The following is a 15,817-nucleotide window of genomic DNA, read 5'->3' as shown; positions in this document are numbered from 1 at the left end:
GATGAATCCCAGAGTTTTAGAATTATTAAAGAGCCCTAAAAATATACAATCGGAAGACCTTGGTCTTTTGAAAGAAGAAATTAATGCTTTTCCCTATGTTCAGAATATCAGGGCACTTCACTTGTTTGGAGTACACCTTTATGATAAAGAAAACTATCAGAAAGAGCTTTCTACAACTGCGGCTTATACCACGGATAAAAAACTTCTTTATCAGCTGATTAACGGTAAAATCCAGCGGGAGCCAAAACCGGAGGTGGCAGAAAATAAGGAACCTTCAAAGCCACTTGAAAAACCAGCTGCATATTCCTATAAAAACCAGACTTTCCCAATAAAAAGGGAAGAATCACCTGCAGATAAAAAAGAAGACAGATACGAAGAAGCGGCATGTATGATAAAGCCTGCCCAGGAGATCAAGCATATTTATATCAATGGTGAAAGAAACAGGATTCTTTTTGAAGGAGAAGAAAACTTCCTTGATGAAACCAATTCCGAAGTAATTGACCTTGAATCTACCCTGGAATCCGGTGTAATAGTAACCCACAAAACGGAACCTGTTACAGACAATCAGGATAAAGAAATCATACAGGAAGCAGAAGCTGAAAAAGAAGAACAGAAGGAAGAATCAGAAGCCGGGGCAGAATTCGCTCCAAAATTGATTATTGAAGAGAATGCAATAGAAAATCCTGCGGAAGAGCTGGAAATCAATGCCGAAAATGAAGTAAGTTTTCATGAAGTAGAAACTTTAGATCCGGAAACAGGAGAGGCTGAAAATACAGGAGAAAAAGAAATTATTGAAGAACCTCAGATAGATTTTGAAGCAGGTTCAGAAGAGAAAATACCAGCTGTCGAAATAGAGACAACTGAAGAAATTATTAATGAAAATGAAGATGCGGATGAACCGGATGCTGAAATCAGCTTCCATGGAATGGATGAGTTCCTGCCCGAAGTTAAGATCCAGGGAAACAGTGATGATACAGCTGCAGCTCCGGAAATTTCCAGGCCGAATGTTAATAAGCATGAAGAAGAAATGAGGCGCCTGATTGAAGAAGTGGAGAAAAAAATGAAAGAGGCACACCCAGCTCCAAAAGTTGAAACCGAAGAGCCGGAAACCGCTGATCATGAAATAAGTTTCGCTGAAACACAAAGCTTCCATTTCTGGTCCACCGAAAAAGAAGAGCCAAAAGCAGAAGAACAAGCCCCTGAAAAGGAGCAAACCATAGAACAAGCGGTACAGAACGAAGAACCTGTTGTTGAGGTTCAGGAAGGCCACCAGGAGCAGGAAACGGTTGTACAGGAAACTTCCGCATGGAAACCTATGAGTCTGGATCCCAGCCTGCCGGATTCCATGATTACTAATGGAAATACAATACCTGCACCTAAGGCAGAAATACCACCTTCAGAAGACAGAAAAAGTGAAATAATTACACCGGCGGCTGAAGAACTCCACGAAAATTCTGAAACAGTTTCAGAAGAAAATCTCCCGGCTGTTGAAGCAGATATACCTGAAATTGCAGATGAAAAAGATAAAGAAGTTGAAAATTCAGAAGAAGCAACTGAAACTAAAATACCAAAAGAAGAAGTTCCGGTTATGAATGTCTCTTTCTTTGGGACAGATATTTCGAGCCTGTCAGTAGAAAATGTAGTGAGAGAAGAACCTGCTCAGGAAATGAAGACTGAAGAAAATAAACCGGTAATTGACAGTAATGTTCCCGGATTTATCAATACATGGCAAAGCTGGCTTAAAATCGACAGATCTGCAGAAGAAACCGTTGAAAAAGAGAAAAAACCTGTTCAGGAAAAGGTAATTGAAGCCTTTATTGAAAACAATCCGAGGATCAGCCAGTTAAAAGAAGAAAGTACTTACGTGGTGAAAGAAAAGAATGACGATATTTCCCATTTAATGACGGAAACACTCGCCAATCTTTATTTCGAGCAGAAGCTTTATACAAAAGCCATCAGGGCATTTGAGATCCTGATTAATAAAACTCCTGAGAAAAAAGAATATTTCCAGTCTAAAATCCAGGAAATAAAAGACTTCAGAAGTAAAAGCTAAGTAAATTAGAAAGATAAATCTGTTTAAAAATAAAAATTTAAACAAATTCAATATAAAAAGGCTGATCATAAATATGTTCAGCCTTTATTTTTATGTATTATCAGTAGCATTTTTCCTGCCACGCAGTTTCCGCCATGCTTTCCGTCCAAAGATAATGACAAGAATAATCAGAATGATTGCAAAAACAGCCGCAATAACGGGTGCAGCCATTGCCAATATAGACATAACGCCTGCTCCGGCAGTTTCAGTGGTTCCTACTACAGAATTTCCCAGTCCTCCTGTAGTTGCAGTAGAAGCTGCCCGGATTCCCGCAAAACCGGAACTGATGGTAGCTGCTGTACCTCCTCCCGCAATTAGAGCAAGACCCCATTGCGGAAATGTTCCGAGATCGGCAAACTGACTGGCAAACAGGACAGAACCCGCCACTGTAGCCAATGGTACAGAAATAGTATCCAGCAGATGATCTACAAAAGGAATATAATATGCTAAAATTTCAGCGATAGTGGCAATCCCGGTGGTAATGAGTGCCGGAAGACCGGAAAGCCATTCAAAATGCTCATTCATCGGGATCCAGTGAAAATAAGAGGCAAGGCTTACCGCAAACATCGGCAGAAAAACCCTGAAGCCCGTGGCTGCAGCCAGTCCTATGCCAATAAAGGCACTGATGATGTAAGAAAAATAGGGAACATGATCTAACATTTTAATTTTCAGATTTATTGTTTCCTCTAAAATTACAAAAACTATGCAAGATTTTGCAAAAAATTAAATGCTCATAGATTTTATAACAAAAACTTTCGGGATATGGAAAATAAATTAAGTGTTCAATAGGGGGGGATATCACCAATCATCTGTGCAAATCTGTGTGATCTGTGGACAAAAGAACCTGGCAATTAGTTTAATAAGATAATTTCATTGGTACATTACCACACTTTTATACTGTTACATTATTAAGGTCTTTTCTGCATCTGGCAGAGTTTAATAAACTGCTCTTCCACGTCCTGGAACTTAGCAGGCATTTCAGGAGAAACCCAAAACAGCATGGCCAGTGTTTTTCCCCCAAAAGCTTCTTTAAACAGATCCTTATTCAGACGGAAACACTCCCTTAAAAGTCTTTTCAGGCGGTTTCTGTGTACTGCTTTTTTAAAATATCGCTTAGAAACAGAAACTCCAAACTTATGTGTTTCTACAGTTAAATTAGGTTTGTCTTTCAGGATAATGATTCTCAGGTTTCCGCAGGTTCTCCATTTACCTTTCTCAAAAAGTAAAGCAATCTCAGTATTTTTTTTGAGTTTTTCTTCCCTGGAGTATTTGAAATTCTGCATTAATCTTTTTTCACTAAATAATTAATCACTTCAGCAGCTGCATACAATCCGAAGATTGCAGGAATATAGCTGATAGTACCGTAGAAAGACCTTTTATAATTTGCTCCGTCCGTCATTTTCAGGCTTTCCTCCTGCTGAAGTTCATTAGAGAATACACATCTGAAACCTTTATTGATCTTTTCCTTTTTAAGTCTTTTTCTGATCTGTCTGGCAAGAAAACAGTTCTGGGTTTTGCTGATATCCCTTACCATCACTTTGCTGGGATCGGTTTTTCCGCCGGCCCCCATAGAGCTTACCAGTTTTATTTTTCTTCTTTTGGCGGCTTTAATTAGACACAATTTTGGAGTTACGCTGTCGATACAGTCCAGGATATAATCAAATTTATCGGAATCAAGAACTTCGTCCATTCTTTCCGGATTCAGGAATTCATTGATTTTGGTGAGATTAAGTTCAGGATTAATGTCAATAAGCCTTTCAGCAACCACTTCCACTTTGTGTTTTCCTACCGTGGAATGCAGTGCAGGAAGCTGCCTGTTGATATTGGTGATGTCCACTGTGTCTCCATCTATAATCGTCATATTTCCTACACCTGCTCTGGCTAAAAATTCTGCAGCAAAAGAGCCTACACCTCCTAAGCCTATTACCAATACCTTTGCCTTGTTAAGCTTTTCCAGTCCTTCTTCTTTGATCAGGAGTTCCGTTCTCTCCAGCCAATACTTATCCATTCTTTATAGTGTCTAAATTTTCTAAAATCTGTTCGTTCAGTTTTTCTGAAGAAATCCCCTTTAACTCGGAAACTTTTGAATATAATTCTTCAATGTTAAAGTTCTCATTGTCAGTTTCTAAAAACATTCTGTCTAAAGGTGTGTTCCTTACAATATCCTGCAAAGATAGATGATACAAAACAGCTTTTCCAAAACTCAAATAAAAATTATTTTTCTGCAGGTCTTCCGCAATGCGCTGCTTTTTATTAAAACCATGAATGATAACCGCCTGTTCCGCTTTCTTTTTAAAAGAAATCACTTCATAAAATTTTCTTACACAGTGGATAATCATAGGTTTTTTCACCTCATTTGAAACTAGGATTTGTCTCAGGAAAACCTGCTCCTGGATATTCTGAGATATTGGAACCATGGAATCCAGGCCGCATTCACCGATAGCCAGGCAGTTTTCTGTAATATTGGATTCCAGCCAATTGAATTGCTCGTCTACAGAACCTATAACAATATCTTTAGGATGTATGCCTATAGAATACAGGGAGTCCGGCGGAACGGCACCAAAATCTACATTATAGATCCCGTACAGGCTATTCTTCTTATGATGGTGAAAATCAAAAAAATCCATTCACAAAAATACAATTATCCAGAAAATTAATTGAAATTTATTAAACGAACGTTTATAATTGTGTTAAAAATTTCTTAACTTTACTCAAAGTACACTTCATGAGAAAAAAATTTACAGAAAAACAGATCCATATTTTGGATATTGCTGAGGAGCTTATTGCCAAAAAAGGGTACGAAGGTACCTCAGTAAGAGATATCTGCTCCAAGGCAAACATTAATGTAGCGATGATTTCCTATTATTTCGGTTCCAAGGAAAAAATGATGTCGTATCTATATCAGTACCGCGTACTGAAAACAAGAGAAAACTTTTCCGAATTTGCAGATACTATTAAGGATGGTAAGCCGGAAATGCAGCTTAGGGAAATTATAAAATACATTGTCTCTCAGTTATTCAAATACAATTATTTCCACGGATTCGTAACGCAGGAGCTGAGGCATACGGAAAACTTGAAAGATGAGCTTCTGGACTTCTATCAGCTGTTTGTGAAGAAGCTGGATGATGTAATTAAAAAAGGAGTCGCCTCCGGAATATTTACCTTTACCCCCAAACCCGAAGACATCCTTACCATGATTCTCGGTTCCACATTATTCGTTATCAGGAATAAAAATTTCTATGAGCTGTATGTGCCCAGCAAAAATGAGGAAGCATATACCAAAGAAGCCGAGAAAAAAGTAAGAATGAATCTTTTGGTGAGCGTTTTTGCGATTTTGGGATACGCTGCAGACTAATTTTACGTTAAATATTCATAAAAAAAAATCTATTGACAAAAAAGTTATATTTTTGCAAATTAGTAAATCGGCCATATAATCCGAAAACTGTTGAATTTTTTATATGAAAAAATATATTTTAGGTCTTTTTGCAGTAGCGGTTGTTTCCTCATGCGTAAGCCAGCAGGAGAAAGCAATGAAGAGTGCGGACAAGAATTTTATCTTAAAGGCAGCTAACGAAAACTTTGCCAAAAAGAAGTGGAAGAACGCATTGGCTTTATATGACAGGCTTACTAACCTTGTAGCCGGAACAGATGATTTCCCTAATGTAGGTTTCAATACGGCTTATGCGAATTATTATGACAAAAGCTATAAACTGGCAGGGCATCAGTTTAAAAACTTTGCGGTAAACTTCCCTAAAGACCCGAGAGCAGAAGAAGCAGCCTATATGTCTGCATTATGCTACTATGAAGGTTCTATGGATTACAACCTGGACCAGTCTACCACAGAAACGGCGATTAATGAACTTCAGGATTTCCTGACCAATTATCCGAACTCTGAAAGATCTAAAAATATCAGTCAGCTAATTGATGAACTGTCTTATAAATTAGAATTCAAGGCATACGAAAATGCCAGACAGTATTTCAAAATGGGTGAGTACAAAGCAGCTAATGTGGCTTTTGAAAACGTACTGGAAGACTTTCCAAGTACGAAACTTCGTCCGAAGATCTATGATTTTATCATGAAATCCCGTTATGAGCTGGCTTTGAAATCTGTATATGATCTTAAAGATGAACGTATAGAAAGCGCTCTTGCCTATACAAAGCTTGTAGAAAGAGAACTTCCAAATACAGAATATTCTAAAACTGCAACCGATCTTAAAGCGAAGCTGACAAAAGAAAAAGAAAACTTTGCAGTCGTTAAAAAGCAGACAGAAGCAAGAATTACAGCATTAACGGCAAGACAGAAAAAAGAAGCTGATAAATTAGCTGAAAAGAATAAAGCTGACCAGCAGATCAAGGATCAGATCAGTAATGAAAAGAAAGCAATGCAGATCCAGAGGGATAGTGCAGCGCTTCAGACCCCTCCGCCGGCAGCCACTTTCAAAATTCAAAGATAATTCGTAAATTTGCCATCTTAAATAAAATAATTTTCTCAAAATGAGTGTAAAAGATACAAAAGCAGAAGTAAATACTATTACTTACGATAAAGACAAGATTGAAGATAAAGTAGGTTCAATCTATGAAGCTATTGTTATCATGGGAAAGAGAGCAGAGCAGGTTAATGCGGAGATCCGTACGGAGCTTCACAATAAATTAGACGAATTTGCTGTGCACAATTCTACATTGGAAGAAGTTTTCGAAAACAGAGAGCAGATTGAAATCTCCAAGCATTACGAAAAACTTCCTAAGCCTACTTCCATTGCTATCGAAGAATGGCTGAATGAAGATATCTATTTCAGAAAGACAGAAGACAGAAAATAAGCATTTGTGTTTTTATATATGAAGGTCATAAGGGAATTCGGTTCTTTTATGACCTTTGTCTGTTTATACCTGTCTTTGTGCGAAAAAATAAGTAATTTAGTACTTCAAAAATTAAAACTAAATGAGTGTTTCCGGTAAAAAGATACTTATCGCTGTTTCTGGAGGAATTGCAGCCTATAAAATTCATTTCCTGATCCGGGATTTTGTAAAGAAAGGAGCCGAAATTCAGGTAATTATGACCCCTGATGCAGAGCAGTTTGTAACCAGATTAAGCCTTTCAACCCTTTCTAAAAAACCTGTATATTCAGATTTTTATGGCGATAACGGAACATGGAACAGCCACGTGGAAATGGCTTTGTGGGCAGATGTAATGATTATAGCCCCATGTACAGCCAATACATTAGCCAAGATGACTCACGGAATGTGTGATAATCTGGTGATTGCCACTTATATGTCTGCGAAATGTCCTGTATTTATTGCTCCGGCAATGGACCTTGATATGTATGCCCATCCTTCCACCAGGCAGAATATTGATTTGGCAGAAGACTACGGACACATCATTATTCCCGCTGAAACCGGAGAGCTGGCCAGTGGACTGATCGGACAGGGAAGAATGGCAGAACCGGAGACGATTTTCAAAACCGTTGAAAACTTCTTTACGTCTAAAAATCAGATCAGAAGCCTTGAAGGAAAAACGGTTCTGATAACCGCTGGTCCTACTTATGAAGCTATTGATCCTGTAAGATTTATAGGAAACCATTCTTCCGGTAAAATGGGCTTTTCCCTGGCAGAAGAAGCCTCAAAAAGAGGAGCGAAAGTTATCCTGATCTCCGGGCCAAGCTCGCAGCAAACAGATGATAGAAATATCCAGCTTCATAAAGTAACCTCCGCCAAAGAGATGCTGAATAAAGTTTTTGAATTTTATGACCGCGTGGATATCGGTATTGCCAGTGCTGCCGTGGCAGACTATGCTCCTAAAGAAGTCGCAAAGGAGAAAATTAAAAAGAATGATGATAGTTTAACGATTGAACTGGTTAAAAATCCCGATATTCTTAAAACAATGGGCGAAAAGAAAACCCATCAGTTTCTCGTAGGTTTTGCACTGGAAACCCAGAATGAAGAAGAAAATGCCAAAGGAAAGCTGGAAAAGAAAAACCTGGATATGATCGTTCTGAATTCCCTCCGTGACGAAGGGGCGGGCTTTAAAAATGATACCAATAAAATCAGGATATTTACCAAAACAGAAAAAAAAGAATTTGACCTCAAATCTAAAGATGAAGTAGCTGCAGACATCCTGGATTTTGTTGAAGCTCAACTTTTAAAATAATTAGTATTGCCAAAGGCGGGATTGTAGTGCTGAAATTCAGTCTTAGCTATCAGTCGCACTTTTGGCAATATCTTGCAGAGTTTAGTCTATTCTTAATGTAAGATTATTATCAGGTGTCCCGTCCGTATTAATAACATTATTGGGTGTTGGAAGCCAGCCTGTTTTGTTCATCACAAATTTAAATAAGTATGTTTTCCCTTTTTCGAATTGTGATTCAGGCAATGCCAGTTCAAAAGTATTTCCTTTTTTCGCAGCCATTTGATAGGACTGGTTTTCCGGATTCCAGTTATTGAATGAGCCCGCAACCGAAAAACTGTTAATCTCACTGGTTTTTAAAGAACCAGGTAATTGATAGGAAAAAATAATTGTACCATTTTCAATTCTATATCCATACGTTTCTTTTTTTGCGTTGGAGTGAATCAGGTTTCCGGAGGTGATTGCTTCTTCGGTAAACAGGTAAGGGTCCCGCAGTTTAGGATCAATTAACCCGGCAATGTGATTGATTGCCTGATATTGTACAGGAAACGATTTATTACCATTATACATGATAATAATGGTTAAGTCATTATCAGGAAATATTTTAAAAGCACTTACATTTCCGCCTGAAAACCCATAAGAATATATATTATTCACCCTTGAAATTTCCCAGCCATATCCGAAAAAATCAGTCCTGTTTTTATACTCAAATGGTTTCCACATCATTCTTTTTGTTTCAGATTTCAGAAAATCATTTTTGCTGAAATGAATACTCCATTTCAAAAAAGCAGGCAAGGTTATAGCCAATCCATTGGCTGCAACCGATCTTTTGCCTTCATCCGTCAAATCTCTTGTGTATTTTTTTGTGGCATCATCATAACGGTTATATTTCTGAACACGATTAGGAATTTTTTCCAGAGAATTTGAAGAAAGAATTGCCTGGTTCTGAGCATCTGAAAATTGATTTTTCAAAATAAAATCTTCAAAAGATTGTTGGGTGATCTTTTCGACAATCATTGCCAATAGCCAATAGTTTGTTTGATTATAGCGGTATTCATTACCCGTTTCAAATTCCATTTTTTCTTTTGCCAAACGGTCAATGATTTTCTGGTTACTTCCAAGAGTTGAGATGTCATTATATTGAATGAAATCGGGGATTCCTGAAGAATGGGATAAAAGGTTTTTTATCTTGACATTTTGCCACTCTGTTGGCAAATTTTCCAAATACATTGAGATGCTGTCCTCCAAAGATATTTTCCCATTTTCAATAAGTTGAAAAACGGCAACATTGGAAATCAGTTTGGTGGTGGAATAAATCCTGAACATTGAATTTTTATCAACCTTTTTAGGGCTGTCCAAATCCTCAACACCGTAATATTTTTCAAATATTATCTGATTGTTTTTTACTATTCCTAAAGCTAAACCAGGAATTTCGTTCATTTTGATAACATTTTGAATATAATTATCAATTGAATTTATTTGTTTTGATTTTTGGCCATATCCTAAAAATGAAAAGGCAGTAAATATGATGAATAGAAAATATGGCTTCATTTTTTAGTTGTATTTAAAGGATTAGACATACTTCAGTTTGATATTGTTACACTTGGTTTGCAATTTTTCATAAAATTGTGATAAAAATAAATTTAAAAGTCCTTTAGATTAATACCGGATATTTTTAGGGTACTAAGAATAATTTTAATAAATTTCCGTTCTCAATTTTTAATTAGATAATGAAAAAAATCATAAGCCTATTCTTGCTGCTTTTTATATACAACCTGAGTTTTTCCCAGGAACTGCTTGCTACCGTGCAGATCAACTCCCAGCAGTTGGGGGGAAGTAACCAGCAGGCCTATAAAGCGCTGGAAAAGAGTCTCAGGGACTTTATCAATAATACCAGCTGGACAGGGAAAAAACTTCAGAATTTTGAGAAGGTCAAATGTAATTTTGCAGTCGTTATTTCTGAAAGAGACGGAAACAGATTCAAAGGAAGCATTGTAATACAGGCTGTACGTCCGGTGTACAATACCAGTTACGAATCTCCGCTGATTAACCTTCAGGATCAGAGATTTGCCTTTGAATATATAGAGAACGAGAATCTCGTTTTCAATGAAAGACAGTTCTCAGGGAAGAACCTGATTGATGTGATAAGCTTTTATGTGTACGTTATTCTGGGGTATGATGCAGACAGCTTCCAGTCTATGGGCGGAACACAGTGGTTTGCAAAAGCCCAGCAGATTGCACAAAACTCCCAGAACAGAAACTATGAAGGCTGGAATGTCATTAATGAGCCCCGAAGCCGTACCATACTGATCAATGAGATCATCAACCCGAACTGGAGCCAGTTGCGTTCCACAATGTATACCTATCACAGAGCGGGACTGGATAATTTATTCAATCAGGATCAGACTGCCGCAAAAAAAGTAATTTTTGATGCTTTATTGCAGTTAAAAAGATATGAAAACTCATTCCAGCAATCTTATTATTTCAATCTGTTTCTGGATAATAAAAGTGACGAAATCTTCAATGTTTTCAATTCCGGGAACAACGGAGGTATTGTTATGAACGACCTTAAACAGCTGATGATGACTCTTTCTCCGAAAAATTCTGAGAGCAAATGGAGTAAATGGAAATAAAGATCCTTCACTTTAAGTTATTGAATACTTAATTCTATATTCTATATTTGCATTACTTAAAGTAATCAGCCATTATCCATGCTTTCGAGAATTTATATTAAAAATTTTGCCCTGATTGATACCCTGGAAGTATCATTACATAACGGTTTGCAGGTGATCACCGGAGAAACAGGAGCAGGGAAATCTATTATTTTAGGTGCTTTGAGGCTGATCTTGGGTGAAAGGGCAGATGTAAAATCTATTTCCAGTGCAGAAGAAAAAAGCATTGTGGAAACCGAGTTTGCTTTGAATAACCAGTTCAAGAAATTCTTCATTGAAAATGATCTGGATTATGAACACCAGACTATCATCAGACGAGAAATACTTCCTTCAGGAAAATCCAGGGCTTTTATTAACGATGTACCTGTAACGCTTGATGTTCTTAAAGAGCTGTCTTCACAGCTGATTGATATCCATTCCCAGTTTGAAACGTCCAATCTCTTTACACCGGAATACCAGTTTAAAATTATTGACGGACTTTCCGAAAATAAAAAAGCAATAGAAGACTATCAGAATGAATTTTCAGATTTCCAGAGCTTAAAAATACAGCTAAAAAAACTTCAGACCCAACTTTCCGAAAACAGAAAAGAAAGCGATTACAAAGAATTTCTGCTGAACGAACTGGAAGAGCTGAAACTGGATGATGTAGATTATGAAGATCTGCAGAACCAGCTTTCCATTCAGGAAAATGCAGAAATGATCTCCGAAAATCTTGTGCAGATCCTTTCAAGATTCCACCAGGAAGAAGTTGGGATTCTGTCCTTTTTTAATGAAGCTAAAAATAAACTGTCAAAAATATCAGAAGTTTCAAACAGCTTTTCCGAACTTGATGAAAGGCTGGAAACCTCTTTTGTAGAAATAAAAGACATTATTTCCGAGCTTGAAAACGAAGCCGGGAAAATAGAGATCAACCCCGCAAGCCTTGCCATTCTTGTTGATCTTAATAATAAAATCAATTCCCTGTTTCTGAAGCATAACGTTTCGGACATCAATGAACTGAAAGAGCTCAGAGACCAGCTTGCAGGAGAGCAGAAAGGAGCCTCTGAACTTGAAGATCATATTGCAGAAATTCAGGATACTATCTCTAAAAAAGAAAAAATACTTCAGTCTCTTGCGGAAAAACTTTCCAAGAACAGGAAGAAATCAGTTCCTCTCTTTGTAAAAAAAGCGGAAGGACTTCTTAAAAAGCTCGGCCTCGAAAAAGCCAGAGTGGATATTGAACTTCAGGATACACAGGAGTTTAACGCATTCGGGAAAGAAAATATCCAGCTGCTTTTCCAGGCCAATTCCGGTTTCCCTTTAAAGCCTATCCAGACAGCTATTTCCGGTGGTGAAAGATCCAGGGTAATGCTTGCCGTGAAAAAGATCATTGCCGAAAGTGATGAGCTTCCAACCCTTATTCTGGATGAGATTGATACCGGAGTTTCAGGAAAAGTAGCAGAAGAGATCGGAAACCTGATGAGAGAAATGGCTACGGATATGCAGCTTATTGTTATTTCCCACCTGGCACAGGTTGCCGCGAAAGGAAATGATAATTACAAAGTTGTAAAACGCGATATTTCCGGGAAAACGCAGTCTACCATTATTCCTCTGAATACCGAAGAAAAACTGAATGAAATTGCCCAGCTTCTCTCAGGAAGTAAAATCACCGAAGCAGCACTGGCACAGGCGAAAGAATTAATAGGCTAAAAAACTGTAACATATTTTACATTATATTTACTAATATAAAAACTAAAATATGTTTCTAAAGTTCCTGAAGCTTGAATTCAAAAGCTTTTTCAGAGGCACTTCTTTAGGCGTGAATCTTGCCATGAAGATCCTTCGTTTTATAGCAATCCTCTATTTTATGGCATGTTTGGCAGGAGGTGCTTTTGCCGCGTTCTTCTATGTACGCGACGAGATGCATCAGGATCCTGTGAAAGTAGTTTCAAAATTCCTGGTTATCGTCTGGGCGGCAGATCTTATCCTGAAATACATCTGGCAGGAAATGCCCACCCAGAATATCAAACCGTTTCTTACTCAGAATATTCCGAAGAATACACTGGTGAATTATATGCTGGTGAAAACCTTTCTTTCCGCATTAAGCTGGCTGAATTCGCTGTTCTTTATTACATTTTCAGTCATTGCATTATTCAACGGGTACAGCGTTATAGGTATTCTTGCCTGGTTTATAGGAATTTCTCTGCTGTTTTATCTTAATAATTTTATCAATATCCTGTTTAATGACAAAGAAACTATTGTTATTGTCATAGGTTGTATATTGGCTGCGGTTGCCGGGCTTGGGTATTATAATATTGTACCGGTACTGTCTTACTCAGAGCAATTTATAGACGGGTTTTATCACAGTCCTTACTTCATTGCAGTTCCGGTTATCCTGTTTTCTGTGCTTTGGATAATCTGTTTCAAGCATGTACGTAAGGAATTTTACCTCGATCAGGGATTGGAAGCTAAAAAACAGTTCGGAAAAACAGAAAATATTGCTTTCCTGAATAAATACGGAGTAATAGGAACATTTATCAATAATGATATTAAAATGCTGAGGCGCAATAAAGTAGCAAAAGGAATCCTGATCGGAAGTTTCTTATTTCTTTTCTATGGATTGCTGATGTATACCTCTACAACATATAAAAGACCTGCGATGATGATGTTTATGGGACTCTTTGTAACAGGAGGTTTCCAGTTTCTTTTCGGGCAGAGGGTTCCTGCTTTCGACAGTTCCTATTACCCCCTGATGATGACACTGAATGTACCTTACAAAGAATATCTCAAAGCAAAATGGTGGCTGATTAATATCGTGACGGCGGCTTCAATTATTATAGCACTATTTTACGCTTATTTCGGCTGGGAAGTTTATATAACGTTTTTTGCAGCGGGATTATATAATATCGGGGTGAACTCACAACTTACACTTTGGTCGGGAGCATTTAACAAAAACCAGATTGATCTGAATTCAAAAGAAAAAAGAATAGGACAGAAAAACAGTTTTAATCTTAAATCCATGCTTCTTCTGATTCCGAAAATGTTACTTCCGATGGGTGTTTTTGCCCTTACGAAATACTTCTTTGGAATTACGGCCGGAGTTGTAAGTATTGCAGTTTTAGGACTTGCAGGGTTCCTGTTCAGGGAAAAAATATTCAATATCATCGTCAAACAATATAAAAGAGAAAAGTACAGTACGCTGGACGCATTTAAAAACAAAGGTTAACCTATGATTACTATCAATAACTTATCCAAAACATACGGAACTGCTACAGTTCTTAATATTGAGCATCTTGAAATTCCAAACGGGGAAACATTTGGCCTTGTAGGAAATAATGGTGCGGGAAAAACAACGCTTTTCAGTCTTATGCTTGACCTGATCCAGCCTACAACAGGTTTTGTAAGCATCGAAGATATCAAAGTGAATGAATCAGAAGCCTGGAAAAATAAAGTGTCAGCTTTCGTGGATGATACTTTCCTGATCGGTTATCTTACCCCTGAAGAATATTTCTATTTCATCGGGGAACTGAGAGGCCAGAATAAAGCTTCCATAGATGAATTTTTAAAGCCTTTCCATGATTTTTTTAATGGCGAGATCCTTAATTCGGGAAAGTATGTCCGTGACCTGTCAAAAGGAAACCAGAAAAAAGTTGGAATTGTAGGTGCAGTTATCGGAAATCCGGATATCATTATCCTTGATGAACCTTTTGCCAATCTGGATCCTTCTACCCAGATCAAGCTTAAAAACCTGATCAAAGAACTTTCAAAGCAGGACGGGGTTACTTTCCTGATTTCAAGCCACGATCTTTCCCATACTACGGAAGTATGCAACAGAATAGTTGTGGTTAACAAAGGGCAGCTTGTAAAAGATATCCAGACCAATCCGGAGACATTACGGGATCTTGAACAGTACTTTGCAGATCAGGTTTCTTCTTCTCCAATGGTTTAATTCAGATCAAAAAGTAATGAGCATAGAATCACAAAACGTTACAGACTATCCTAACACCAATACCATTTTTATGGTATGGAAGCTTAATGAAAGTCCCCAGCTGAAAAGTATTTTTCAACAGCTTTGTGCTTTGGTTCTCAACCTTAATAATTCGGTCTTCAACAGGTTTCCGGACAGCCGGGCAAGCTGTGTCATGGGAATCGGTTTTGAAGCCTGGAAAAAACTGGACCTTCCAACGCCTTTGCCTAAAGAACTGACTAATTTTGAGGAAATTAAAGGAATAAAGCATACCGTCGTCTCCACACCGGGAGATCTTCATTTCCATTTGAGAGCAGATAACAAGAGTCTTATTTTCGATATGGCCATCGAGATTTCAAAGCTTCTGACCCCAGTTGCTGAAAGTATTCTTGAAATTCATGGATTTAAATATTGGGATGCACGTTCTATTCTCGGTTTTGTGGATGGAACAGAAAACCCGCACGGGGAGAATCGTGATTATTTTGCAAAAATAGGGGATGAAGATTCTCATTATAAAGGCGGAAGCTATTTATTTGTCCAGAAATACCTTCACAATATGAATGCCTGGAAAGGGCTTTCCACAGAAGAACAGGAAAAAGTGATAGGAAGATCAAAAGAAAATGATATTGAAATGTCTGATGATGTCAAGCCTTCCAACTCCCATATCGCCTTAGCCAATATTGAAGATGAAAATGGGGAAGAACTTAAAATTGTCAGAGATAATATGCCTTTCGGAAGCCCGTCTTCCAATGAATTCGGGACTTATTTCATTGCTTATTCAAATACATTCACCACAACGAAGAAAATGCTGACAAATATGTTTATCGGTGATCCGCCCGGAAATTACGACAGGATTTTAGATTTCAGTACAGCAGTTACCGGAACACTTTTCTTTGTTCCTACCAAGAATATGCTGGATGAATTTTCCGGATAGTTAAAAAATGCCGGACAAGTATTACCAAAAATAAAAGCCTCAGAATTTCTGA

General features: G+C 37.7%; 15 protein-coding genes. 10 read left to right on the top strand and 5 right to left on the bottom strand.

Features of this window, described 5'->3' with window-relative positions:
• Position 1 precedes the first annotated feature (1 nt).
• Complete coding sequence (locus HNP36_RS10790) at positions 2-2,053, top strand: hypothetical protein (protein ID WP_184162924.1); 2,052 nt, start codon at positions 2-4, stop codon at positions 2,051-2,053.
• A 90-nt stretch (positions 2,054-2,143) separates the two neighbouring features.
• Here the strand turns inward: HNP36_RS10790 and HNP36_RS10785 are convergent, their stop codons facing one another.
• From HNP36_RS10785 to HNP36_RS10770, 4 genes are all read right to left on the bottom strand, one after another.
• A complete protein-coding gene (locus tag HNP36_RS10785; RefSeq protein WP_184162921.1) occupies positions 2,144-2,752 on the bottom strand; it encodes a DUF4126 domain-containing protein in 609 nt (202 codons plus the stop codon).
• A gap of 248 nt (positions 2,753-3,000) precedes the next feature.
• Entirely contained in the window at positions 3,001-3,375 is a 375-nt protein-coding gene (gene rnpA / locus HNP36_RS10780; RefSeq protein WP_184162918.1) for a ribonuclease P protein component, read from the bottom strand.
• The gene (locus HNP36_RS10775; protein WP_184162915.1) at positions 3,375-4,100 is read right to left on the bottom strand and encodes a ThiF family adenylyltransferase; all 726 of its coding nucleotides are present in this window, start codon (positions 4,098-4,100) and stop codon (positions 3,375-3,377) included. The genes rnpA and HNP36_RS10775 overlap by 1 nt, the downstream gene beginning before the upstream one ends.
• Positions 4,093-4,719: a TatD family hydrolase gene (locus HNP36_RS10770; protein ID WP_184162912.1), complete on the bottom strand. Its 627-nt coding sequence runs from the start codon at positions 4,717-4,719 to the stop codon at positions 4,093-4,095. The genes HNP36_RS10775 and HNP36_RS10770 overlap by 8 nt, the downstream gene beginning before the upstream one ends.
• Before the next feature lie 98 nt (positions 4,720-4,817).
• Here HNP36_RS10770 and HNP36_RS10765 point away from each other — a divergent pair, with 98 nt between their 5' ends.
• The 4 genes from HNP36_RS10765 (at position 4,818) to coaBC (ending at position 8,237) form a co-directional block, all read left to right on the top strand.
• Entirely contained in the window at positions 4,818-5,447 is a 630-nt protein-coding gene (locus HNP36_RS10765) for a TetR/AcrR family transcriptional regulator (RefSeq protein ID WP_184162909.1), read from the top strand.
• Positions 5,448-5,550: 103 nt separating this feature from the next.
• Positions 5,551-6,546, top strand: a complete 996-nt coding sequence (locus tag HNP36_RS10760; protein WP_184162906.1) for an outer membrane protein assembly factor BamD — start codon at positions 5,551-5,553, stop codon at positions 6,544-6,546.
• A gap of 40 nt (positions 6,547-6,586) precedes the next feature.
• Positions 6,587-6,910, top strand: a complete 324-nt coding sequence (locus HNP36_RS10755) for a DNA-directed RNA polymerase subunit omega (RefSeq protein WP_048505372.1) — start codon at positions 6,587-6,589, stop codon at positions 6,908-6,910.
• 121 nt (positions 6,911-7,031) lie between these two features.
• Complete coding sequence (coaBC, locus tag HNP36_RS10750; protein ID WP_184162903.1) at positions 7,032-8,237, top strand: bifunctional phosphopantothenoylcysteine decarboxylase/phosphopantothenate--cysteine ligase CoaBC; 1,206 nt, start codon at positions 7,032-7,034, stop codon at positions 8,235-8,237.
• 81 nt (positions 8,238-8,318) lie between these two features.
• Here coaBC and HNP36_RS10745 read toward each other — a convergent pair whose 3' ends face one another.
• Entirely contained in the window at positions 8,319-9,764 is a 1,446-nt protein-coding gene (locus tag HNP36_RS10745) for a serine hydrolase (RefSeq protein ID WP_228456344.1), read from the bottom strand.
• Positions 9,765-9,943: 179 nt separating this feature from the next.
• On the opposite strand from HNP36_RS10745, the gene HNP36_RS10740 reads away from it, so the two are divergent.
• The 5 genes from HNP36_RS10740 (at position 9,944) to HNP36_RS10720 (ending at position 15,765) form a co-directional block, all read left to right on the top strand.
• Positions 9,944-10,846, top strand: a complete 903-nt coding sequence (locus HNP36_RS10740) for a DUF4835 family protein (RefSeq protein WP_184162897.1) — start codon at positions 9,944-9,946, stop codon at positions 10,844-10,846.
• 78 nt (positions 10,847-10,924) lie between these two features.
• The gene (locus HNP36_RS10735) at positions 10,925-12,574 is read left to right on the top strand and encodes a DNA repair protein RecN (RefSeq protein WP_184162894.1); all 1,650 of its coding nucleotides are present in this window, start codon (positions 10,925-10,927) and stop codon (positions 12,572-12,574) included.
• 49 nt (positions 12,575-12,623) lie between these two features.
• Positions 12,624-14,090 (top strand): DUF5687 family protein, encoded by a 1,467-nt coding sequence (locus HNP36_RS10730; protein WP_184162891.1) that lies wholly within the window; start codon positions 12,624-12,626, stop codon positions 14,088-14,090.
• 3 nt (positions 14,091-14,093) lie between these two features.
• Positions 14,094-14,813, top strand: a complete 720-nt coding sequence (locus HNP36_RS10725) for an ABC transporter ATP-binding protein (RefSeq protein ID WP_184162888.1) — start codon at positions 14,094-14,096, stop codon at positions 14,811-14,813.
• 16 nt (positions 14,814-14,829) lie between these two features.
• The gene (locus HNP36_RS10720; RefSeq protein WP_184162885.1) at positions 14,830-15,765 is read left to right on the top strand and encodes a Dyp-type peroxidase; all 936 of its coding nucleotides are present in this window, start codon (positions 14,830-14,832) and stop codon (positions 15,763-15,765) included.
• The last annotated feature ends 52 nt before the right edge of the window (positions 15,766-15,817 follow it).

It is taken from the genome of Chryseobacterium shigense, assembly GCF_014207845.1.
Classification (GTDB): Bacteria; Bacteroidota; Bacteroidia; order Flavobacteriales; family Weeksellaceae; genus Chryseobacterium; species Chryseobacterium shigense_A.
Note: the sequence above shows the minus strand (reverse complement) of the source record. Positions and strands in the feature narration are given on the sequence as shown.

What these genes read in the sequence shown, in the direction of transcription:
- HNP36_RS10720 (WP_184162885.1), top strand. Translation starts at nt 14,830, where the DNA reads ATGAGCATAGAATCACAAAACGTTACAGACTATCCTAACACCAATACC.
- rnpA (WP_184162918.1), bottom strand. Translation starts at nt 3,375, where the DNA reads ATGCAGAATTTCAAATACTCCAGGGAAGAAAAACTCAAAAAAAATACT.
- HNP36_RS10725 (WP_184162888.1), top strand. Translation starts at nt 14,094, where the DNA reads ATGATTACTATCAATAACTTATCCAAAACATACGGAACTGCTACAGTT.
- HNP36_RS10765 (WP_184162909.1), top strand. Translation starts at nt 4,818, where the DNA reads ATGAGAAAAAAATTTACAGAAAAACAGATCCATATTTTGGATATTGCT.
- HNP36_RS10790 (WP_184162924.1), top strand. Translation starts at nt 2, where the DNA reads ATGAATCCCAGAGTTTTAGAATTATTAAAGAGCCCTAAAAATATACAA.
- HNP36_RS10745 (WP_228456344.1), bottom strand. Translation starts at nt 9,764, where the DNA reads ATGAAGCCATATTTTCTATTCATCATATTTACTGCCTTTTCATTTTTA.
- HNP36_RS10785 (WP_184162921.1), bottom strand. Translation starts at nt 2,752, where the DNA reads ATGTTAGATCATGTTCCCTATTTTTCTTACATCATCAGTGCCTTTATT.
- HNP36_RS10770 (WP_184162912.1), bottom strand. Translation starts at nt 4,719, where the DNA reads ATGGATTTTTTTGATTTTCACCATCATAAGAAGAATAGCCTGTACGGG.
- HNP36_RS10730 (WP_184162891.1), top strand. Translation starts at nt 12,624, where the DNA reads ATGTTTCTAAAGTTCCTGAAGCTTGAATTCAAAAGCTTTTTCAGAGGC.
- HNP36_RS10775 (WP_184162915.1), bottom strand. Translation starts at nt 4,100, where the DNA reads ATGGATAAGTATTGGCTGGAGAGAACGGAACTCCTGATCAAAGAAGAA.
- HNP36_RS10740 (WP_184162897.1), top strand. Translation starts at nt 9,944, where the DNA reads ATGAAAAAAATCATAAGCCTATTCTTGCTGCTTTTTATATACAACCTG.
- HNP36_RS10735 (WP_184162894.1), top strand. Translation starts at nt 10,925, where the DNA reads ATGCTTTCGAGAATTTATATTAAAAATTTTGCCCTGATTGATACCCTG.
- HNP36_RS10760 (WP_184162906.1), top strand. Translation starts at nt 5,551, where the DNA reads ATGAAAAAATATATTTTAGGTCTTTTTGCAGTAGCGGTTGTTTCCTCA.
- HNP36_RS10755 (WP_048505372.1), top strand. Translation starts at nt 6,587, where the DNA reads ATGAGTGTAAAAGATACAAAAGCAGAAGTAAATACTATTACTTACGAT.
- coaBC (WP_184162903.1), top strand. Translation starts at nt 7,032, where the DNA reads ATGAGTGTTTCCGGTAAAAAGATACTTATCGCTGTTTCTGGAGGAATT.